General features: G+C 43.0%; 15 protein-coding genes. 14 read left to right on the top strand and 1 reads right to left on the bottom strand.

The features are described from left to right. Positions 1–182 precede the first annotated feature (182 nt). Genes acsA through OKW21_RS15080 form a run of 7 tightly spaced genes read left to right on the top strand, consistent with a single transcriptional unit; the run spans position 183 to position 8179 of the window. Positions 183–1928: an acetate--CoA ligase gene (acsA, locus tag OKW21_RS15110; RefSeq protein ID WP_277480505.1), complete on the top strand. Its 1746-nt coding sequence runs from the start codon at positions 183–185 to the stop codon at positions 1926–1928. Between the two features lie 32 nt (positions 1929–1960). After that, positions 1961–2836 carry a Cbp1 family collagen-binding glycoprotein adhesin gene (locus OKW21_RS15105; RefSeq protein ID WP_277480502.1) on the top strand — a complete coding sequence of 292 codons (876 nt, stop codon included), beginning with the start codon at positions 1961–1963 and terminating at the stop codon, positions 2834–2836. A gap of 8 nt (positions 2837–2844) precedes the next feature. Further along, positions 2845–3864, top strand: coding sequence for a pyruvate dehydrogenase (acetyl-transferring) E1 component subunit alpha (gene pdhA / locus OKW21_RS15100; protein ID WP_277480500.1), 1020 nt, complete (start codon positions 2845–2847; stop codon positions 3862–3864). Next, a complete protein-coding gene (locus OKW21_RS15095) occupies positions 3864–4868 on the top strand; it encodes an alpha-ketoacid dehydrogenase subunit beta (protein WP_277480498.1) in 1005 nt (334 codons plus the stop codon). Before pdhA ends, OKW21_RS15095 begins: the two co-directional genes overlap by 1 nt. Beyond that, a complete protein-coding gene (locus OKW21_RS15090; RefSeq protein ID WP_277480495.1) occupies positions 4861–6111 on the top strand; it encodes a dihydrolipoamide acetyltransferase family protein in 1251 nt (416 codons plus the stop codon). The genes OKW21_RS15095 and OKW21_RS15090 overlap by 8 nt, the downstream gene beginning before the upstream one ends. A 6-nt stretch (positions 6112–6117) precedes the next feature. Beyond that, the gene (locus OKW21_RS15085) at positions 6118–6351 is read left to right on the top strand and encodes an acyl carrier protein (RefSeq protein ID WP_277480492.1); all 234 of its coding nucleotides are present in this window, start codon (positions 6118–6120) and stop codon (positions 6349–6351) included. Positions 6352–6376: 25 nt separating this feature from the next. Beyond that, positions 6377–8179 (top strand): adenosylcobalamin-dependent ribonucleoside-diphosphate reductase, encoded by a 1803-nt coding sequence (locus tag OKW21_RS15080; protein WP_277480490.1) that lies wholly within the window; start codon positions 6377–6379, stop codon positions 8177–8179. A gap of 495 nt (positions 8180–8674) precedes the next feature. Here OKW21_RS15080 and OKW21_RS15075 read toward each other — a convergent pair whose 3' ends face one another. Further along, entirely contained in the window at positions 8675–9109 is a 435-nt protein-coding gene (locus tag OKW21_RS15075; protein ID WP_277480488.1) for an Hsp20/alpha crystallin family protein, read from the bottom strand. A 195-nt stretch (positions 9110–9304) separates the two neighbouring features. On the opposite strand from OKW21_RS15075, the gene OKW21_RS15070 reads away from it, so the two are divergent. From OKW21_RS15070 to OKW21_RS15040, 7 genes are all read left to right on the top strand, one after another. Further along, complete coding sequence (locus OKW21_RS15070; protein WP_277480486.1) at positions 9305–9595, top strand: hypothetical protein; 291 nt, start codon at positions 9305–9307, stop codon at positions 9593–9595. A 210-nt stretch (positions 9596–9805) separates the two neighbouring features. After that, positions 9806–10501: a Crp/Fnr family transcriptional regulator gene (locus tag OKW21_RS15065; protein ID WP_277480484.1), complete on the top strand. Its 696-nt coding sequence runs from the start codon at positions 9806–9808 to the stop codon at positions 10499–10501. Positions 10502–10560: 59 nt separating this feature from the next. Continuing rightward, positions 10561–10809, top strand: coding sequence for a hypothetical protein (locus OKW21_RS15060; RefSeq protein WP_277480483.1), 249 nt, complete (start codon positions 10561–10563; stop codon positions 10807–10809). An 803-nt stretch (positions 10810–11612) separates the two neighbouring features. Further along, complete coding sequence (locus tag OKW21_RS15055) at positions 11613–12368, top strand: SDR family oxidoreductase (protein ID WP_277480480.1); 756 nt, start codon at positions 11613–11615, stop codon at positions 12366–12368. Between the two features lie 369 nt (positions 12369–12737). Next, complete coding sequence (locus OKW21_RS15050) at positions 12738–15446, top strand: cation-transporting P-type ATPase (protein WP_277480478.1); 2709 nt, start codon at positions 12738–12740, stop codon at positions 15444–15446. 355 nt (positions 15447–15801) lie between these two features. Then, complete coding sequence (locus OKW21_RS15045) at positions 15802–16128, top strand: hypothetical protein (RefSeq protein WP_277480476.1); 327 nt, start codon at positions 15802–15804, stop codon at positions 16126–16128. A 352-nt stretch (positions 16129–16480) separates the two neighbouring features. Further along, positions 16481–17176: an ABC transporter ATP-binding protein gene (locus OKW21_RS15040; protein ID WP_277480473.1), complete on the top strand. Its 696-nt coding sequence runs from the start codon at positions 16481–16483 to the stop codon at positions 17174–17176. The last annotated feature ends 1 nt before the right edge of the window (position 17177 follow it).

Below are 17177 nucleotides of genomic sequence, written 5' to 3'. Positions count from 1 at the left end.
ACATTAGCAGAATCAGTGACCTACATCATCTATTTTGTCTGAAATACTAGCTATTTTATGTTGCTTATGAGATCCTGTTTAACGTCTGCTTACCTCATATGGCTATAAGGTTCAATATGTTGATAGAGCCTTATCCGGAGAACTTATTGAACAATCATTTAACTCAAGCTGGTATGCATAATATGAGTAAAAAAGTAACCAAGCCTCAATTCAAGAAAGCACCTTTGAAACCTAATCTGGGGGACTATGAAAAAGGTTACCGGAACTTTTCATGGGAGCAGATACTACACGAACTGGATGGCTTGCCAGGAGGGAAAGGGATGAATATTGCCTATGAAGCCGTCGACCGGCATGCGCAATCAGAGCGCATAGCCTTCCGCTGGCTACGCAAGACCGGTGAGGTTCAGGATATCAGCTATCAGGAATTGTACAGACAAACCAATCGCTTTGCCAATGTATTGCAAAGCCTGGGGGTTGGGAAGCAGGACAGCGTCTTTTTGCTCACCGGAAGAATTCCTGAATTATACATAGCTGCACTGGGCAGCTGGAAAAATACCAGTGTGTTTTGTCCCTTGTTTTCTGCCTTTGGCCCGGAACCACTATTGCAGCGGTTGAGCAAAGGAAATGCAAAAGTACTGCTTACTACCGAACGTTTTTATCAGAAGAAAATAAAGGCACTACTAGCTCAGCTTCCGGCTTTGCAATATGTGCTGCTGGTGGATGCTGAAAAAGATATCAATGCCCATGTACTTTCCCTGGACAGGCACATGAAAAAAGCTTCGGATCAATTCACCATTCCTCCTACTGCTCCTGAGGATATGACGACCCTGCACTTTACCAGTGGCACCACCGGTATGCCTAAAGGGGCCATACATGTGCATCAGGCAGTCCTTACCCAATATATTACGGGTAAATATGTGCTGGACCTGCATCCTGACGATATCTACTGGTGTACGGCTGATCCTGGCTGGGTTACTGGTACCTCCTACGGTATCATTGCCCCACTGACGCTGGGGGTTACAAGCATCATTGATGAGGCAGATTTTGATGCTGAACGTTGGTATAGTATTCTTGAAAAGCAGAAGGTCAGCGTATGGTATACAGCGCCTACTGCCATTCGTATGCTGATGCGCCTGGATATCAAACCGCTCGAGAAATATGATTTATCACATTTGCGCTTGATTCATAGTGTAGGAGAGCCACTTAACCCTGAGGCTATTGCCTGGGCTGAAAAAGTCCTGGGTATGCCTATTTATGATAACTGGTGGCAGACGGAGACGGGTGGAATTATGATCTCTAATTTTACTGCTCTTCCAATCAAACCCGGTTCTATGGGGCGTCCTTTGCCCGGCATTGAAGCAGCAGTAGTGCAAAGGGTAAATGTACAGAAAGTAAAAGTCTTGAAGGATGGTGAGATAGGTGAGCTTGCGCTGAAGCCCGGCTGGCCCTCCATGTTCCGAGGATATATTCAAGAAAAAAAACGGTATCAGAAATGTTTTGTGGGAGGGTGGTACATCACCGGCGACCTGGCAAAAAAAGATAAAGATGGATATTTTTGGTTTGTGGGAAGAGCGGATGATATCATCAAAACATCAGGACATATGGTAGGCCCTTTTGAAGTAGAAAGTGTGCTGATGGAGCATCCGGCAATCGCGGAAGCAGCTGTCATTGGCATTCCTGCTCCGGTAATCGGTGAACTGGTTAGGGCTTATATTCTTTTAAAATCAGGCACACAGGCCAGCGAGGAACTGGCGCTGGAAATAAAAGGCTTTGCCCGCCAGAGGCTGGGTTCAGCGGTGGCTCCTAAAGAGATAGAATTCAGAGATCAGCTCCCCCACACCCGCAGTGGGAAAATCATGCGAAGGCTTCTTAAAACCCAGGCTTTAGGGCTTCCCGAAGGAGATACTTCTACCCTGGAAAAAAATTAATAAAAGAACTTCAAAACTCAAACAACAATGCCATGCATACCAACCCTGTTTTCATCATTTCATGGACCGTTTTTTTCCTATTCAGTTGTGGAGAAAAAGCACGGGAGGAAGAGCGTCTTAGCCGTATCAGCGAATTAGAAATCAGAGGCCAGCAGCTGGAGCAACAGCTTGAGGAAATAAATTCCGAGTTCAACACATTTGTGCATTCTGTCGCACAATTTGAAAACCAATTCCGACATATCCATGATAAAGAAATCGCTTTGGGAAATCAACTACCAGATTCATCCCCACAGGAGCTAAGTGAAAAGCTCAGTGAAGATGTGAGTAGGATAGAAAATCTGATCAGCTCAAATCAGCAGGTCATCAGTAATCTAAGGGCAGGTTTAAGAAACGTAGGACGAGAAAGTGAGGTTTTGACACAGGAAAGTCTGAAAGAAAGAGAAGAGCTTGAAGAACAGATCAGAATAAGAGAGCAGACAGTTGTACAATTGGAAGCGCAGATGCGTGACACGCAGCTTTCTTTAAAGAACACACAGAGTGATTTGGAAATGCTTAGCCGTTCCAATGAAGAACAAAGACAAGCCTTGAATACAGCCTATTATGTGATGGGAAATTTCAAAGCGCTGAAAGATGAGCAGATCCTGGATAAGAAAGGGAAGTTTCTGGGACTTTTCGGTGGTGCCAAAATACTGAGACCTGATTTTAACCATCAAAAATTTACCCGTATCAATATAAGGGAAACAGACAGTTTTCCGGTAGAAGGCAAAGAACTTACTCTTGTTTCAGTGCATCCTTCTGAGTCATACACCATTGAAAAAGAAGCATCAGGTGATAAGTTAAACCTGCTGGTATCTGATCCCGACAAATTCTGGGAATCCTCTAAATACATGGTAATGTTGATAAAATAAGGGGGGCTATGAAAATTCAAAAAACACCGAACAAGAAACTTAAACCTAAGAATAAGTCTAAGGGAGCGCAGGATCATGCCCTTCATCTGCTTCGCCAGATGTTACTGATCCGTCGGTTTGAAGAGAAGGCGGCGGAATTGTACACCTCCTTGAACATAAGGGGTTTTCTGCATCTCTATATTGGTGAAGAGGCAGTAGCTGTAGGCGTGATGGAAGCGCTGAAGCAGGAAGACGCCGTAGTGGCTACCTACCGGGAGCATGGTCAGGCGCTCGCCAGAGGTGTAGCTGCCAATACCATCATGGCTGAAATGTATGGTAAGCAGGAAGGCTGCAGCCGGGGCAGGGGAGGGTCCATGCATTTGTTTGATGCCCGCACCCGCTTTTATGGGGGTAATGCCATTGTGGGTGGAGGATTACCCTTGGCTGTGGGGTTGGCGCTGGCTGATAAGATACAGCAAAAGCCTCAGGTTACCTGCTGTTTTTTTGGGGAAGGAGCCATTGCTGAAGGAGAATTTCACGAGACCATGAACCTCGCAGTCCTTTGGCAATTGCCGGTACTTTTTCTTTGTGAGAACAATCTCTATGCCATGGGAACAGCCTTAGAAAGGTCAGAGTCAAAGACTAATTTGATTGAAAAATCTAAAAGCTATGGTGTGGAAGCAGGCTCAGTAGATGGAATGAATGTGCTTGCGGTAGAAGAGGCCGCAAAAAAAGCTGTTCGTTATGTGCGAAGCCAGCAGAAACCATATTTTCTGGAATGCAGGACGTACCGCTTTAGAGCGCATTCCATGTTTGATGCCGAGTTATACAGAAATAAATCAGAGGTAGAAGGCTGGAAGAAGAAAGATCCGATTTCCACCTTTGTTGAGCTGATGAAAAATAAGCAGCTGATTACAGCACAAGATATTAAGAGGATAGAAAAAGAAGTAGCACAGCAAGTGCATGAGGCAGTAGACTTTGCCGAGCAGGGGAGCTGGGAGCCCGTTGAAGACCTTAGCCGATTTGTTTATTCAGAACAGGAATCATAATGACTACAGATACTCTCATAAACACTAAAATAACCTATCGCGAAGCGATGCGGGAGGCTATACGAGAAGCCATGCAGCAGGATGAAAGCGTCTTTTTGATGGGTGAGGATGTAGGCAGGTATGGTGGGAGTTTTGCCGTGAGCCGTGGTTTGCTGGAAGAATTCGGGCCAGAGCGCATCCGGGATACCCCTCTATCCGAATCCGCATTTGTAGGTGCAGGGATAGGAGCTGCGCTGGGAGGCATGCGCCCTATTGTAGAAATCATGACTGTCAACTTCAGCCTGCTGGCGCTGGACCAGATCATGAATAATGCCGCCACCCTGCTCCACATGTCGGGAGGGCAATTCAATGTGCCGCTGGTCATCAGGATGGCCACTGGTGGAGGAAAGCAGCTGGCTGCTCAACATTCACATAGCCTGGAAGGCTGGTATGCCCATATTCCAGGAATCAAGATATTGACACCTGCCACCCTTGAAGATGCTCGCTGGATGCTGGAAAAGGCCCTGGCAGATCCTGACCCTGTACTCATTTTTGAAAATTCCACTTTGTATAATAGGGAAGGGACGATTACAGCAGGAAAGGGCACCATTGATATTGATCATGCCAAAGTAATGAGAGCAGGCAAAGATGTCAGCATACTCACCTATGGTGCAAGCCTGCATAAAGCGCTGGATGCAGCCGAACAGCTGGCCAACGAAGGTATAGATGCAGAAGTGCTGGATCTGCGGGTGCTGAGGCCTTTGGATGAGCAAACCATACTGGCATCTGTAAGCAAAACGCATAGGGCTATCGTAGTAGATGAAGGATGGAAAAGTGGGAGCATCTCTGCGGAGATCAGCGCCAGAATCAGTGAAAAAATTTTCTATGAGCTGGATGCTCCGGTAGAGCGTATCTGCAGTGCAGAAGTACCTATACCCTATGCGGCCCATTTAGAAATGGCGGCGCTTCCACAAACAGGGGTAATCGTTGAGGTCACTAAAAATTATATGCAGCGTTATGGGTGAATTTAGAATGCCAAGTCTAGGCGCAGATATGAAAGCAGCCACCCTGGTGGAATGGCATGTGAAGGAAGGTGCACATGTCAGGCGGGGAGATATCATTGCCGATGTGGAAACGGAAAAAGGAGATATAGATGTAGAAGTCTACGAAGAGGGTACGCTTGAAAAAATTCTGGTGCAGCCCGGAGAGAAATTACCTGTGGGGACCCTCATGGCCTATGTTCGTTCAGAGGGTGAACCTTCCTGGGAGCAGCTACAAACGAAACAAGGAGAAAGTATTTTGAAAGCCAGCTCGGAAGCAGCGCAGCCTGAGCTATCTGAAGGTACTGCATCGGTAAGTACTGAGACTAAATCAACACCCAAAGTGGAAACTGACTTAATTCAGTCCCTGGAGTCAGAAGAACGGATCAAAGCTTCTCCACTGGCAAAGATGATTGCTACTGAAAATCACATTGATCTGCATGAAGTACAGGGTACCCGTCCGAACGGAGCTATTGGTCGTGCTGATGTGGAACGCTACATGCATCAGAAAACAGATAAAGCTCCGGCAGAACAGCCTGAACGATCTCTTCAGGCACCTGCTACTACGATGAGAAAGGCCATTGCCAATGCTATGGCAAAATCAAATCGTGAGATTCCCCATTATTATCTGGATACTCACATTGACATGAGCCATGCTTTAGAATGGATGGAAGCAGAAAACCGTAATCGTCCGGTGAAAGAGAGACTGTTGAATTCTGTTTTACTCATCAAAGCAGTGGCCCTAGCACTGACAGAAGTGCCTGAGCTGAATGGCTATTGGATAGATAATGAACTAAAGATACAGGAAGCGATCCACATAGGGTTTGCCATAGCCCTACGTAGAGGAGGGCTTATTACCCCGGCCATCCATCATGCTGATACCAAAAGCCTGGATGAACTGATGGAAAACCTTAAAGATCTTACCCAAAGAACCCGCGAGGGTAGATTAAGAAGCTCAGAGCTTAGCGATGCCACCATCACGCTTACCAGCCTGGGAGATAGGGGCGTAGAAACAGTGTACGGAGTCATTTACCCCCCTCAGGTGGCTCTGATAGGATTCGGAAAAATCCTGGACCAGGTCTGGGTGGCTCAGGGTATGTTAGGCATCAGGCCGCTGGTGCATGCCACCCTGGCTGCCGATCACCGCGCTTCGGACGGTCATCAGGGCGCACGTTTTCTGGATGCGCTATCACATTATTTACAGGATATACCCCAGCTATTAAACTAATCATGTATGAAAGAAAGGATTTTACAATTGCTAAAAAAAACTGCACCAGAGGTGAATTTAAGTGAGCTTGATCCCAAAGCCAAGCTCAGGGAAGAGCTGGACATAGATTCAATTGACTGGCTAAACCTGATCGTATCCATAGATGAAGAACTGGGAATAGATATTCCAGAATCTGATTACGATCAACTCACCACTTTGGATGAGATGATCCACTACCTTTCGCGAATCAAGCATGAATGAATTTAACAGCTTAGCCGCTTGAGATATGATGAACCAGCATCTTACGTATAAAAATCAACCAACCCCACTTAGTAAAAACGCGCTGCAGGTACTGGAAAGCAGATACCTAAGAAGAGATGAAAAAGATAAACTGATTGAAACACCCGATGAAATGTTCAGGCGGGTAGCGAAAGCGGTTGCACAGGCTGAGTTGAAATATGGTACAGACAGTGACGTAGCCAATTGGGAAGAAAAATTTTACCACCTGATGCGTGGTTTATTGTTTTTGCCCAATTCTCCTACCCTCATGAACGCCGGCCTGTCGGCAGGACAGCTGAGCGCCTGCTTTGTATTAGCTGTTGAAGATAGTCTGGATGCTATATTCACTACGCTCAAACAGGCAGCGCTGATCCAGCAGAGTGGAGGTGGTACTGGTTTTAATTTTTCAAAATTACGTCCCCAGGGAGATCTGATTCGTTCTACAGGCGGTACTTCTTCAGGTCCGGTATCCTTCATGAAAATATTTGATGCTTCTACAGAACATATCAAGCAGGGTGGCAAAAGGAGAGGCGCTAATATGGGGATGATTAACATTGATCATCCTGATGTGGAAGCATTCATTCAGGCCAAAACGGATGAAAAAGTATTACGTAATTTCAATCTTTCTGTAGGCATGCGCGATGCCTTTATGAAAGCCGTAGAAGAAGATGACAACTGGGCGCTTATCCACCCGGTTTCGGGAAAGGTGGTGAAGCGTGTTAAAGCTAAGCGAATTTGGCAACTGATTGTACAGTGCGCCTGGCAAAGAGGAGATCCCGGGCTGGTTTTTCTGGATAGCATACAAAGAAGTAATCCGCTTAGTGCTTTGGGTGAAATCAACGCTACAAATCCCTGTGGCGAAATGCCATTGCTGCCTTTTGAATCATGTAATTTAGGCTCTATCAACCTGTCTCGCATGCTTTTCAGGGAAAAGGACCGTGTTTCAATTGACTGGGAGGGTATTGCCCGGGCTGTAGAAATAGCTGTGAGGTTTCTGGATAACGTAATTGATATCAATCATTATTTTATTCCACAGGTGAAAGAGGCGACTTTAGGAAGCCGAAAAGTTGGGTTAGGGGTGATGGGTTGGGCTGAATTTTTAATACAGTTGGGAATTCCCTACCAATCTGTACAGGCATTAGATTTAGGCGCTCGCCTGATGGAATTTATCAATCAGCAAAGTCTGAAAGCATCCGTTAAATTGGCTAAAACAAGAGGCCCCTTCAAACACTGGAGCAAGAGTACATATTTTCACCAGAAAGTTATGGTAAGAAATGCCACCCGTACCAGCATTGCGCCTACAGGCAGCATATCTATCATCGCCCATACTTCTTCCTCTATAGAACCGCTCTTCGCATTGGTTTTTCAACGTGAAAATGTGTTGAATGGGCAAAGGTTGCTGGAGATCAATCCACTCATTATTGAGCAGCTACAACAGCACTATGGGGGTAATATGCCTTTGCTAAACAAGATCAGGCTGAGCGGCAACCTAAGTGAGATAGAAGAAATCCCCGAAGCAACAAAAAAGCTTTTCAGGACTTCGCTGGAGATCCCTTTTCTTTATCATCTTAAGCATCAGCGGGTTTTTCAGAAGCATACTGATAATGCAGTATCTAAGACTATAAATTTACCTCATGAGGCTAAAGTGGAAGATGTTGCTTTGGCATATAAAACGGCCTGGCAAATGGGCCTGAAAGGCATAACAATATACAGATATGGCTCCAGAAAAAATCAGGTATTAACTACGGCAGTAGCTCAGGAAAAGCAGCCACAGTTAGTTGAGCAAAGTTGTAAGGTCTGTATAGATTAGTAATTACATGAGAATAGAGGTGATCGTGCTCATCACTGTACATCATTAAAATCATGGATGATATCCAGGCCATTCTACTTATCTAAAAGGTGAGACCGTACTTTTACCCTGTTTTACCTCTACTTCAATTTCAATTGTTGTATTAAAGGTGCAAATCTAAAAGTTCAGCCTGATAAGCAGATCAGTTTCGTAGCAATTTGTCGTGGCGTTGAGCGATTGGCTATCTCTTGATATTCTGAGATCTTTGATGTTTTATTGAATAGATGTATGAGGATGCCATAAAGGCATTTTCAATTGATAAAGTAGCATGTCCAAAACTTCCATTCGTCCTGTCTGTGCTTCTTGTTTCTAAAAGCGCTCACCCCTCCCTTTCTTAAGGTTTTCTCAGCTAACCCACTGTCGTTTATTAGTCAGAATGTAAAGAATCATGAAAAAAGAAACCCTGAAAGCTCCTACTTAGAAACGGTCAGGGCAATTACAAAACTAACCTCAGTATTATTGAATACTAATCATTTTTTTAGGAGTCGTTTTGGCCTCTTCTTTCTTGGGAATGCTGAGCTTAAGTACCCCATCTTCATATTTGGCCTTGATGTCATCGGCTTTCACTGATTCGGGCAGTGTGAAAGAGCGAGAGAAGGAACGGTAGTTATATTCCTGTCTGCGGTAATGTTTCTTCTCTTCCTTGTTTTCTTCTTCTCTCTCAGAACTTACTGTAAGTATGCCATTTTCTATATCTATATGAAAGTCTTTTTTGCTCATGCCCGGCACAGCCATTTCAATGTTGAAGCTGCCATCCTGCTCTTTGATGTTGGTAGCAGGTACCCGAGATAACCACTGGCTATCGGCATTAAACCAGTCATCATCAAAAAAACTGGAGAAAAGAGAAGGAATATCGTTCAGAATCCTTCTGGGTCTGGAGATCAGATTCATGACGTATTGGTTTTAGTAAAACATGGAATAATAAATTCATTGATATAGACAAAAATACATCTGGAGAGACATTACATGCAATGACATGGATTAGAAGTCCGGATGATCTAAATCATTGGAAATTTGGATTATGTGGATTTATTTGAAAAAATAATTCTTATGAATGATTATCGTAGCATAGTAAAACACTGAGCAATGAGAAAAACCTATATCTTTATCATCCTTTTGTCCATACTCATGGGAATCTACCTTTTGGGCTACGGAGTACAGGACTTTCCGCAAAATATACTAATGTGGGTCGCTTTTGTTCCGTTCTTCCTTTTTGTTTGGGGCATTGTAGGATTGCTGGTAAATTTTGAAGCACAACAAAATCCCAAATTCTTCTGGCAAATCGTTTTTCCTGTCCTGATGGCAATTTTGTTTTATAGCCTGCTGTTTGTACATGTATTTTTTTTGGAACCTTATCTGTGTCCTTGTTTATCATAAGTATAAATATTTATTTAGAACAGCATTTAATGTTATAGGGAGGGAGGTTCAGATGTTTTAAATTATTAAAATGTCCAAAGACACTGTTTGCCTGTTAAGCATTCTTCTTATTTTTTTACGCAAAATACGTATTTTTATAAATACGCTTTTTCCTGCTGTTGTGTCTTGTAGTAGTGGTGTAGCTTTATACCATATCAAACCACCTCTAGCATGAAAGCCAATACCCACAGCCTCATAATTGATCAAAGTGCTCCTTTCGCAGATGAGTTGTCTTTGGAGTTAAGTTTGTTGACGAATAGCTTTGAAAAAACCTTTCACAAGAAGGGAGAAGTACTCTTCAGAGAAGACCACCCTGCCTGGTGCATGTATTATATAGAAACTGGAAAAGTAAAGCTTTTTAAATACGGAACAGATGGAAAAGAGCAAATCATTAAGTTAGCCCATGCCGGTGAATTTCTGGCTTATGCTTCCCTGCTTCATCATACCAAATACAATGTTTCTGCCACTATAATAGAAGATGCAACCTTGATTGTAATCCCTAAAGAGGATTTCATGGACATGTTTAGTCAATCTTCACTCATTGCTTCTTATTTCACTCAACTTTTGTGTCAGGATATTATTGATACAGAAAAAAGGCTTACTGATATGGCCTACAGGCCGGTGAGAGGAAGGCTGGCTGAGGTTTTATTATCATTAGACAAGATCTTCCATCAAGAAAATGAAGAAGAAGAAGACTTCATTAGTTTAAGTCGTCAGGATTTGGCAAGCCTTCTCGGAACAGCTAAGGAGACTGTCATCCGGATTCTTTCAGAATTTAAAGGAGCGATGCTCATCACTACTGATGGACCTAAGATATCTATCTTAAACCCACAGGGCTTACTCCATATTTCACTCTTTTACAACTAAATGATGCGATCTCTCAATACCAAATGCGTCAATAGCTCACGTACCTAAACCAAAGCATTATGGACTTAAAAAATATCAAGACATTTTCAATCAGAGACAAGGTCAGGCTGCTCAAAGAAAGAGGTACCTATCTCGTAACACGTATCTCACAAAATTATTACATCAAATTATATTCTTACAAAGGAATGTACTTTGAAGTTTGGTCATCCAGCCATTTGCCCTGGTATGACATAGCAAAGGTTAAATTATTAGAGGATTTTCGGCAGTTGGGGCCTTATCTGCCTTCCGACTTTTTTGCTAGAAAGTAGATGTCATTCTAAACACAATCGGCAAATTGTCATTTAAACTCTGATATATACCGCCTCTATCTGATTAACAATGATGAGGCTTTTGTGAATCACAGCTTCTTAAGCTGAGGTTTATATATTTCATACCCCCTCATAAGCACTGGTAAATGTACGCAGCAACTCTCCTCAGCCGGTTGTGATCTTTCCTGACTGGTATATAATGGAGTTGATAGCAGCAGCCTGACTGGAATATTATATCACTTAAATAAAAGCAGTGAAGCCGGTGTTGATATTTGTTGCCTATGTTTTCGCTTATGCTATACCTGGTTATATCTCTTCTTTTTTTTGTAGTTACACTTAACAATAAAGCTATAGATACAGGTATTCGACTTGCTTGACTTAAAGCTTACAACGATGCAATCTATAAGGGTAACTTCCACGTCTCTGATTGTGGTGAGTATACATAATTTAACAGTGCGCATATGAGGGGTGTACTCTTGAAAAGATTGGGATAAAAGTGCTCCGGAGGTCGATGATCTAGTACTGAAGCTCACAAAATTGCTTGATGGCTTGGTCCATGATCTGAAAGTCAGTGAGCCAAATTCAGAGCATAAGTGATACGAATCATTGAGTAAGGTGACATAGGTCAACCTTATTCACCTTTACTTACTGTAGTTTTATTGAAGTTGGTTTCATGTAAGCTTCCCGTCAGGTATATCCACCCCAATGCCGGGCAGGGGAAGTTTTAGTGTATATGTGATAAATGATATCAAAATATTAGGAGAACACTTGAGATGCTTTAGATAATTTAAAAGTCAAACAAAATGGAACAAATATTCAAAAACAAAGTAGCTTTAATCACAGGAAGCAGCTATGGTATTGGAAAAGCAACTGCCATTGCGTTTGCCCAGAGAGGTGCAAAAGTGGTATTATCCGACTGGAAGGACGATGTAGATACATTGGATACGATACATCAGGTAGGAGGAGAAGCTATTTTTGTCAAATGTGATGTTTCAAATGAATCCATGGTGAAATCGTTGATTGAAGAAACCATCAGGCGCTTTGGCAAACTGGATTTAGCCTTTAACAATGCTGGCATTGAAGGTACACCAGCTCCGGCCCCTGATTGTACCAGGGATAATTGGGACAAAGTAATTGGTATTAATCTAACTGGTACCTGGCTTTGTATGCGCTATGAAATACCGGCTATGCTTAGTCAAGGCAAGGGAGTAATTATAAACAATGCCTCAATTGCAGGTTTGGTTGGCTTTCCGGGAATGCCGGCTTATGTGGCATCCAAGCATGGTTTGGTAGGCTTAACCAAGAACGTTGCTTTGGATTTTGCCAAAGAAGGCATACGCGTGAATGCTGTATGTCCTGGTGTTATTCATACGCCCATGATTGACCGCTACACAGGTGGCGATCAGCAAGTGCTTGAACAGTTTGCAGAGGCCACGCCAATGGGCAGAATCGGACAACCTGAAGAAATTGCTGAAACCGTTGTATTCTTATGTTCAGATGCCGCTTCTTATATTACTGGTCAAGCCATCGCTGTTGACGGAAGTTGGACAACAAAATAGATTTTCTTAAATACATAGCTCATAATTATTTATGTTACTGCCACTGGGGTTATTTAAGTGATAGGTACTCAGGCTGTTCTTTATGTCTATAGGTGATCTGATAAGTTGATCCACCGGTTGACTAAAGGACAGCCTCGACTTTGTCTGATAAGCTGGGTTCCAAAATTTTAAAAATTGAACATTGATACAATTCTGTAGCATATCAGTATCTCTGTTTTCAAATTGGCGTTTACAACATATTGTTCATTTCCAATCAGTGATGAAAATACAGAGCTGGTTTTCTCATGGTGTGCGTAATTTCTAGAAGAGTAAGCCAAAATATATTCTGTCTTACATTTATTTTGTTAAGTAAACCATCTAAGTGACGCCATGGAAAACGATATGGTCAAGTGGCATTCATTAACTGCAGATCAGGTAGCAAAGGAATTAAAAGCCAATATTCATAAGGGCCTGTCAAATGCTGAAGTTAGTGAGCGTTTAAAGAAATACGGGGAAAATAGCATCACTCCCAAAAAGCACCAGAGCAGTTTAATTCGATTTCTTCTTCAGTTTAATCAACCGCTTATTTACATTCTGCTGGGTGCTGCCCTTGTGACCTTGCTGCTAAAAGAGTATCCAGACGCTACAGTAATTCTTGCCGTAGTCCTTATCAATTCCGTTATAGGGTATATCCAGGAAACCAAGGCGCTGAAAGCAATAGATGCACTTTCCCGTAGCATGAGCTCAAGCGCCACGGTAATCAGAGAGGGAAGGTCCGCCATTATCAACAGTGTTCACCTTGTTCCAGGAGATATCATAAGCGTACAGGCGGGAGATAAAATGCCAGCCGATGTTCGCTTGATCTCTATTAAAGACCTTCAGGTTGACGAATCAACGCTTACCGGAGAATCAGTGGCTACAGAAAAAGGCACTGAGCTAGTCAACACAGATGCGATGCTTGGTGACCGGAAAAATTTTGGCTTTGCCACTACAGTAGTAACCTATGGTACTGGGAAAGGAATCGTTGTAAGTACCGGAGACCGGACCGAGCTAGGTAAAATTAATGAATCTATTGCAACTGCGGAGGAGCTTGACACACCTTTGACCATAAAAATAAGAAAGTTCAGCCACATATTGCTCTGGATTATTCTTAGTCTTTCTGCGCTGATTTTATTCATTGCATATGTAAGAGGAGAAAGTCTGATAAATGCCTTTATGGTATCGGTGGCACTGGTTGTAGGGGCAATACCGGAAGGCCTGCCTGCTGCAGTGACTATTATGCTCGCCATAGGCGTTTCCAAAATGGCCAGAAGAAGGGCGGTAATACGAAAACTGGTAGCAGTTGAAACTCTTGGTAGCACCAATGTGATATGTTCCGACAAAACTGGCACGCTTACAGAAAATCAAATGACAGTCCAAAAGATAATGGCCGGTGGAGTTCTGTTTGAGGTAACAGGAATAGGATATAAGCCAGAAGGTAAAATATTGTTAGAAGGAGAAGAAGTTGATTTAGCCAAAAATACAGCTCTTCATTACCTTTTGAGAGGGGGAGTATTATGTAATGATAGCCGGATAAAAGAAGATAAGGGCAGATGGATAGCAGAAGGCGATCCCACGGAAGCTGCGCTGATCAGTTCCGCAGAAAAAGCCGGTATCCAGGATCAATATATTGATCAGTATTATCCCAGAATAGACGAAATCCCTTTCCAGTCTGAACTTCAATACATGGCAACGCTCCATAGACATGAGGAAAATATTCTGCACTTGAAAGGGGCTTTAGAGACCGTATTACGGTCATGCACGCTCATGATGAATAAAGCCGGTGAATATGTGCCAATAGATAAAGAAGCTATCCAAAAAAGTACCGAAGAAATGGCTGCAGAAGGTCTGCGGGTGTTGGCCTTTGCCTTTAAAAAATTTGATCCATCAAAAACCCAGGTAAGTCATGAGGATGTCGCAGAAGGTCTGATCTTCACCGGTATTCAGGGAATGATAGATCCACCAAGAGAAGAAGCTATCAAAGCAGTGGCTTTGTGTCAGGAAGCCGGTATCAGGGTGAAAATGATCACCGGGGATCATGCTTTAACGGCGGCTACCATAGCAGCACAATTAGGCATCAATGGAAAAATGGAAAGTGAAAAGCCTATAGCTGTAACTGGGCTAGAGCTGCAAAAATTATCCGATGCGGAACTTCAGGAGATCGTGGAAGAGGTGTCGGTATTTGCAAGGGTTAGCCCCGCTCAGAAACTCAGGCTGGTAAAAGCCCTGCAGGCAAAGGATAATGTGGTTGCCATGACAGGAGATGGAGTAAATGACGGACCGGCTTTAAAACAATCCAACATAGGTATAGCAATGGGTATTAGCGGTACAGAAGTGGCAAAAGACGCGGCAGATATGGTCCTTACCGATGATAACTTTGCTTCTATTGAAGCGGCAGTGGAGGAGGGGAGAGCTGTAGTGGACAACCTTACAAAATTTATAGTATGGACCCTTCCTACCAATCTGGGAGAGGGGCTCGTTATCCTTACCAGCATTGTTTTTGCCACCCAGTTACCACTGGCACCGGTTCAAATTTTATGGATTAATATGACCACCGCGGTCCTACTTGGTCTTATGCTCACCTTCGAGCCCAAAGAGCCCGGCATTATGAGCAGAGATCCTATACCAGCCAATAAGCCCATTCTCACTTTTCCTTTGATAATGAGGACACTCCTGGTAGGGACCTTAATCATGCTGGCTTCATTCCTTTTGTTTCGCTATGAATTATCCAAAGGGGTAAGCCTGCCGGAAGCCCAGACTGTAGCCACTACTGTTTTTGTGGTTTTAGAAGCATTTTATCTTTTTAACTGCCGCTCTTTAAGGAGGTCCGTAAAAGAAATAGGGTGGTTTTCCAATAAGTGGGTTTATTATGGAACATTCGTAATGCTGATTCTTCAACTTATATTTATTCATACGCCGTTTATGAATAATTTATTTCATTCGGCGCCTATCGGTTTTATTTCCTGGTTAAGGATTCTTGCCGCTGGCCTCGGTCTTTTTATAATTGTATATCTTGAAAAAACGATCAGAAAAAAGCTGACGGGAAGTGAAGAATTCTAACTGAAGTTTAGCTGGCTAATTTAGTAGCAATGTAAATTTTGAACTTATGAAAGTGGATAGGAATATTAACGAATCACGCTCTCTGTTCATCATTGTATAAGTTTGCTCCTCAAATACTTTATCACTTTATACCTGAAAGAATTTTGTGAAAGGCGCAGAACTTGCAACTGAATTTTTGTAGATCATTCCCGCAGAAAGCAAAAATCAATAACCTCAAAAGTAAAAAAAAGAAGAAGGGCTTTTGCACAGGGCAAGTCAATGTGGCATCTTATAGTTTTTTACAAACTTTGCGCAAGCTAAATTAATTTTTGCAACACTATTGCATTTGTAGGGATTGGTGTTAAATTTACGCATCATGAAACTGATCGCCCGCTTTCGGATCACTTTTGCCTATCTGTTGCTGATAGTGTTCTCTCTGGTAGCACTACCCAGAGAACTGTGGCATAATAGCGAGCATCGATCAATCAGCATACAGGATGAACATAGCGCCCAGGCTCACTTAACGGCTACAAAAGAACTCTGTCCTGTTTGCGCCATTCATATTGCTCCTTTTATCTCTCAAATTCCTTGGGAGAGGCAGCTTGAAATCTCTGAGTGGCAAAGTCATACTCCTGCGCGTTATGCTGCCCAGGAATGTACATTATCTACTACATTAAGACAACGCGGTCCCCCGCTCGGATAACCTTCATTTCTTCCCGCTATCATGCTCAAAGGATGCCTGACCTGGACTGCCTTTCAGTCAATGAGGGTGTTTTTGTGAATACATGATCACACGTATTTTCTTAGCTATTTTGGATAGCACATAATCAGTTTATTGCCATTGATAAGGAGCAGATGGGCACCTCATTCAATCTGTAAAAGGATTCGGCGTCTGCTCAAGTTATGCTGTTTGTCCATGTTGATCCGGCAGCTTGTGAGTTATGCATTACTGATTTACCTATCAATATCGCTAAAAAGCACTGTATTTAGATCATGCCGTTCCAGAATGATGCTTGGGAAAGTACTGTCTTAAAAAACCAAATTAACATTTAATTATGCTCAAAGCTATCAATCTGACAAAATCATATAATGGTACAGCTGCTTTACTTGATGTTTCTTTTGAAGTGAACAAAGGTGAAATTTTTTGTCTCCTGGGACAAAATGGAGCGGGGAAGACCACTACCATCAATCTCTTCCTGGGCTTCATAGAACCCTCCAGTGGGCAAGCCCTGATCAATGAGGTAGAGGTAAAGCAAAAGCCTTCCGTTACCAACAAAATGATCGCTTACATTCCTGAAGTGGTACAACTGTATGGTAATCTGTCCGGCATAGAAAACCTGGATTTTTTCAGCCGTCTGGCGGGAAATAAATATGCGGAAGAAGAACTCAGTGCCTTTTTAAAAAAAGCAGGCTTACAGGCTGAAGCCCATACCAGGCGATTGTCCACCTATTCCAAGGGCATGCGGCAGAAAGTAGGCATAGCCATCGCCCTTTCCAAAAATGCAGATGTGATATTTATGGATGAGCCCACCTCCGGGCTGGATCCTAAAGCCACTGCTGAGTTTACCATTATTTGTAAAGCGCTTGCCGCTGAGGGTAAAGCAATTTTTATGGCTACCCATGACATTTTCAACGCAGTCAATGTATGCACTAGAATAGGCATCATGAGAGAAGGCTCCCTGGTACATACCGTTCCTACTGGCGAAATCAATGCCGATCAATTACAGCAACTGTATTTGGAAACCATTTAAA

This window comes from Catalinimonas alkaloidigena, from assembly GCF_029504655.1.
Taxonomy (GTDB): domain Bacteria; phylum Bacteroidota; class Bacteroidia; order Cytophagales; family Cyclobacteriaceae; genus Catalinimonas; species Catalinimonas alkaloidigena.
The sequence above is the reverse complement of the archived record's forward strand: the minus strand, read 5'-3'. Positions and strand labels throughout refer to the sequence as shown.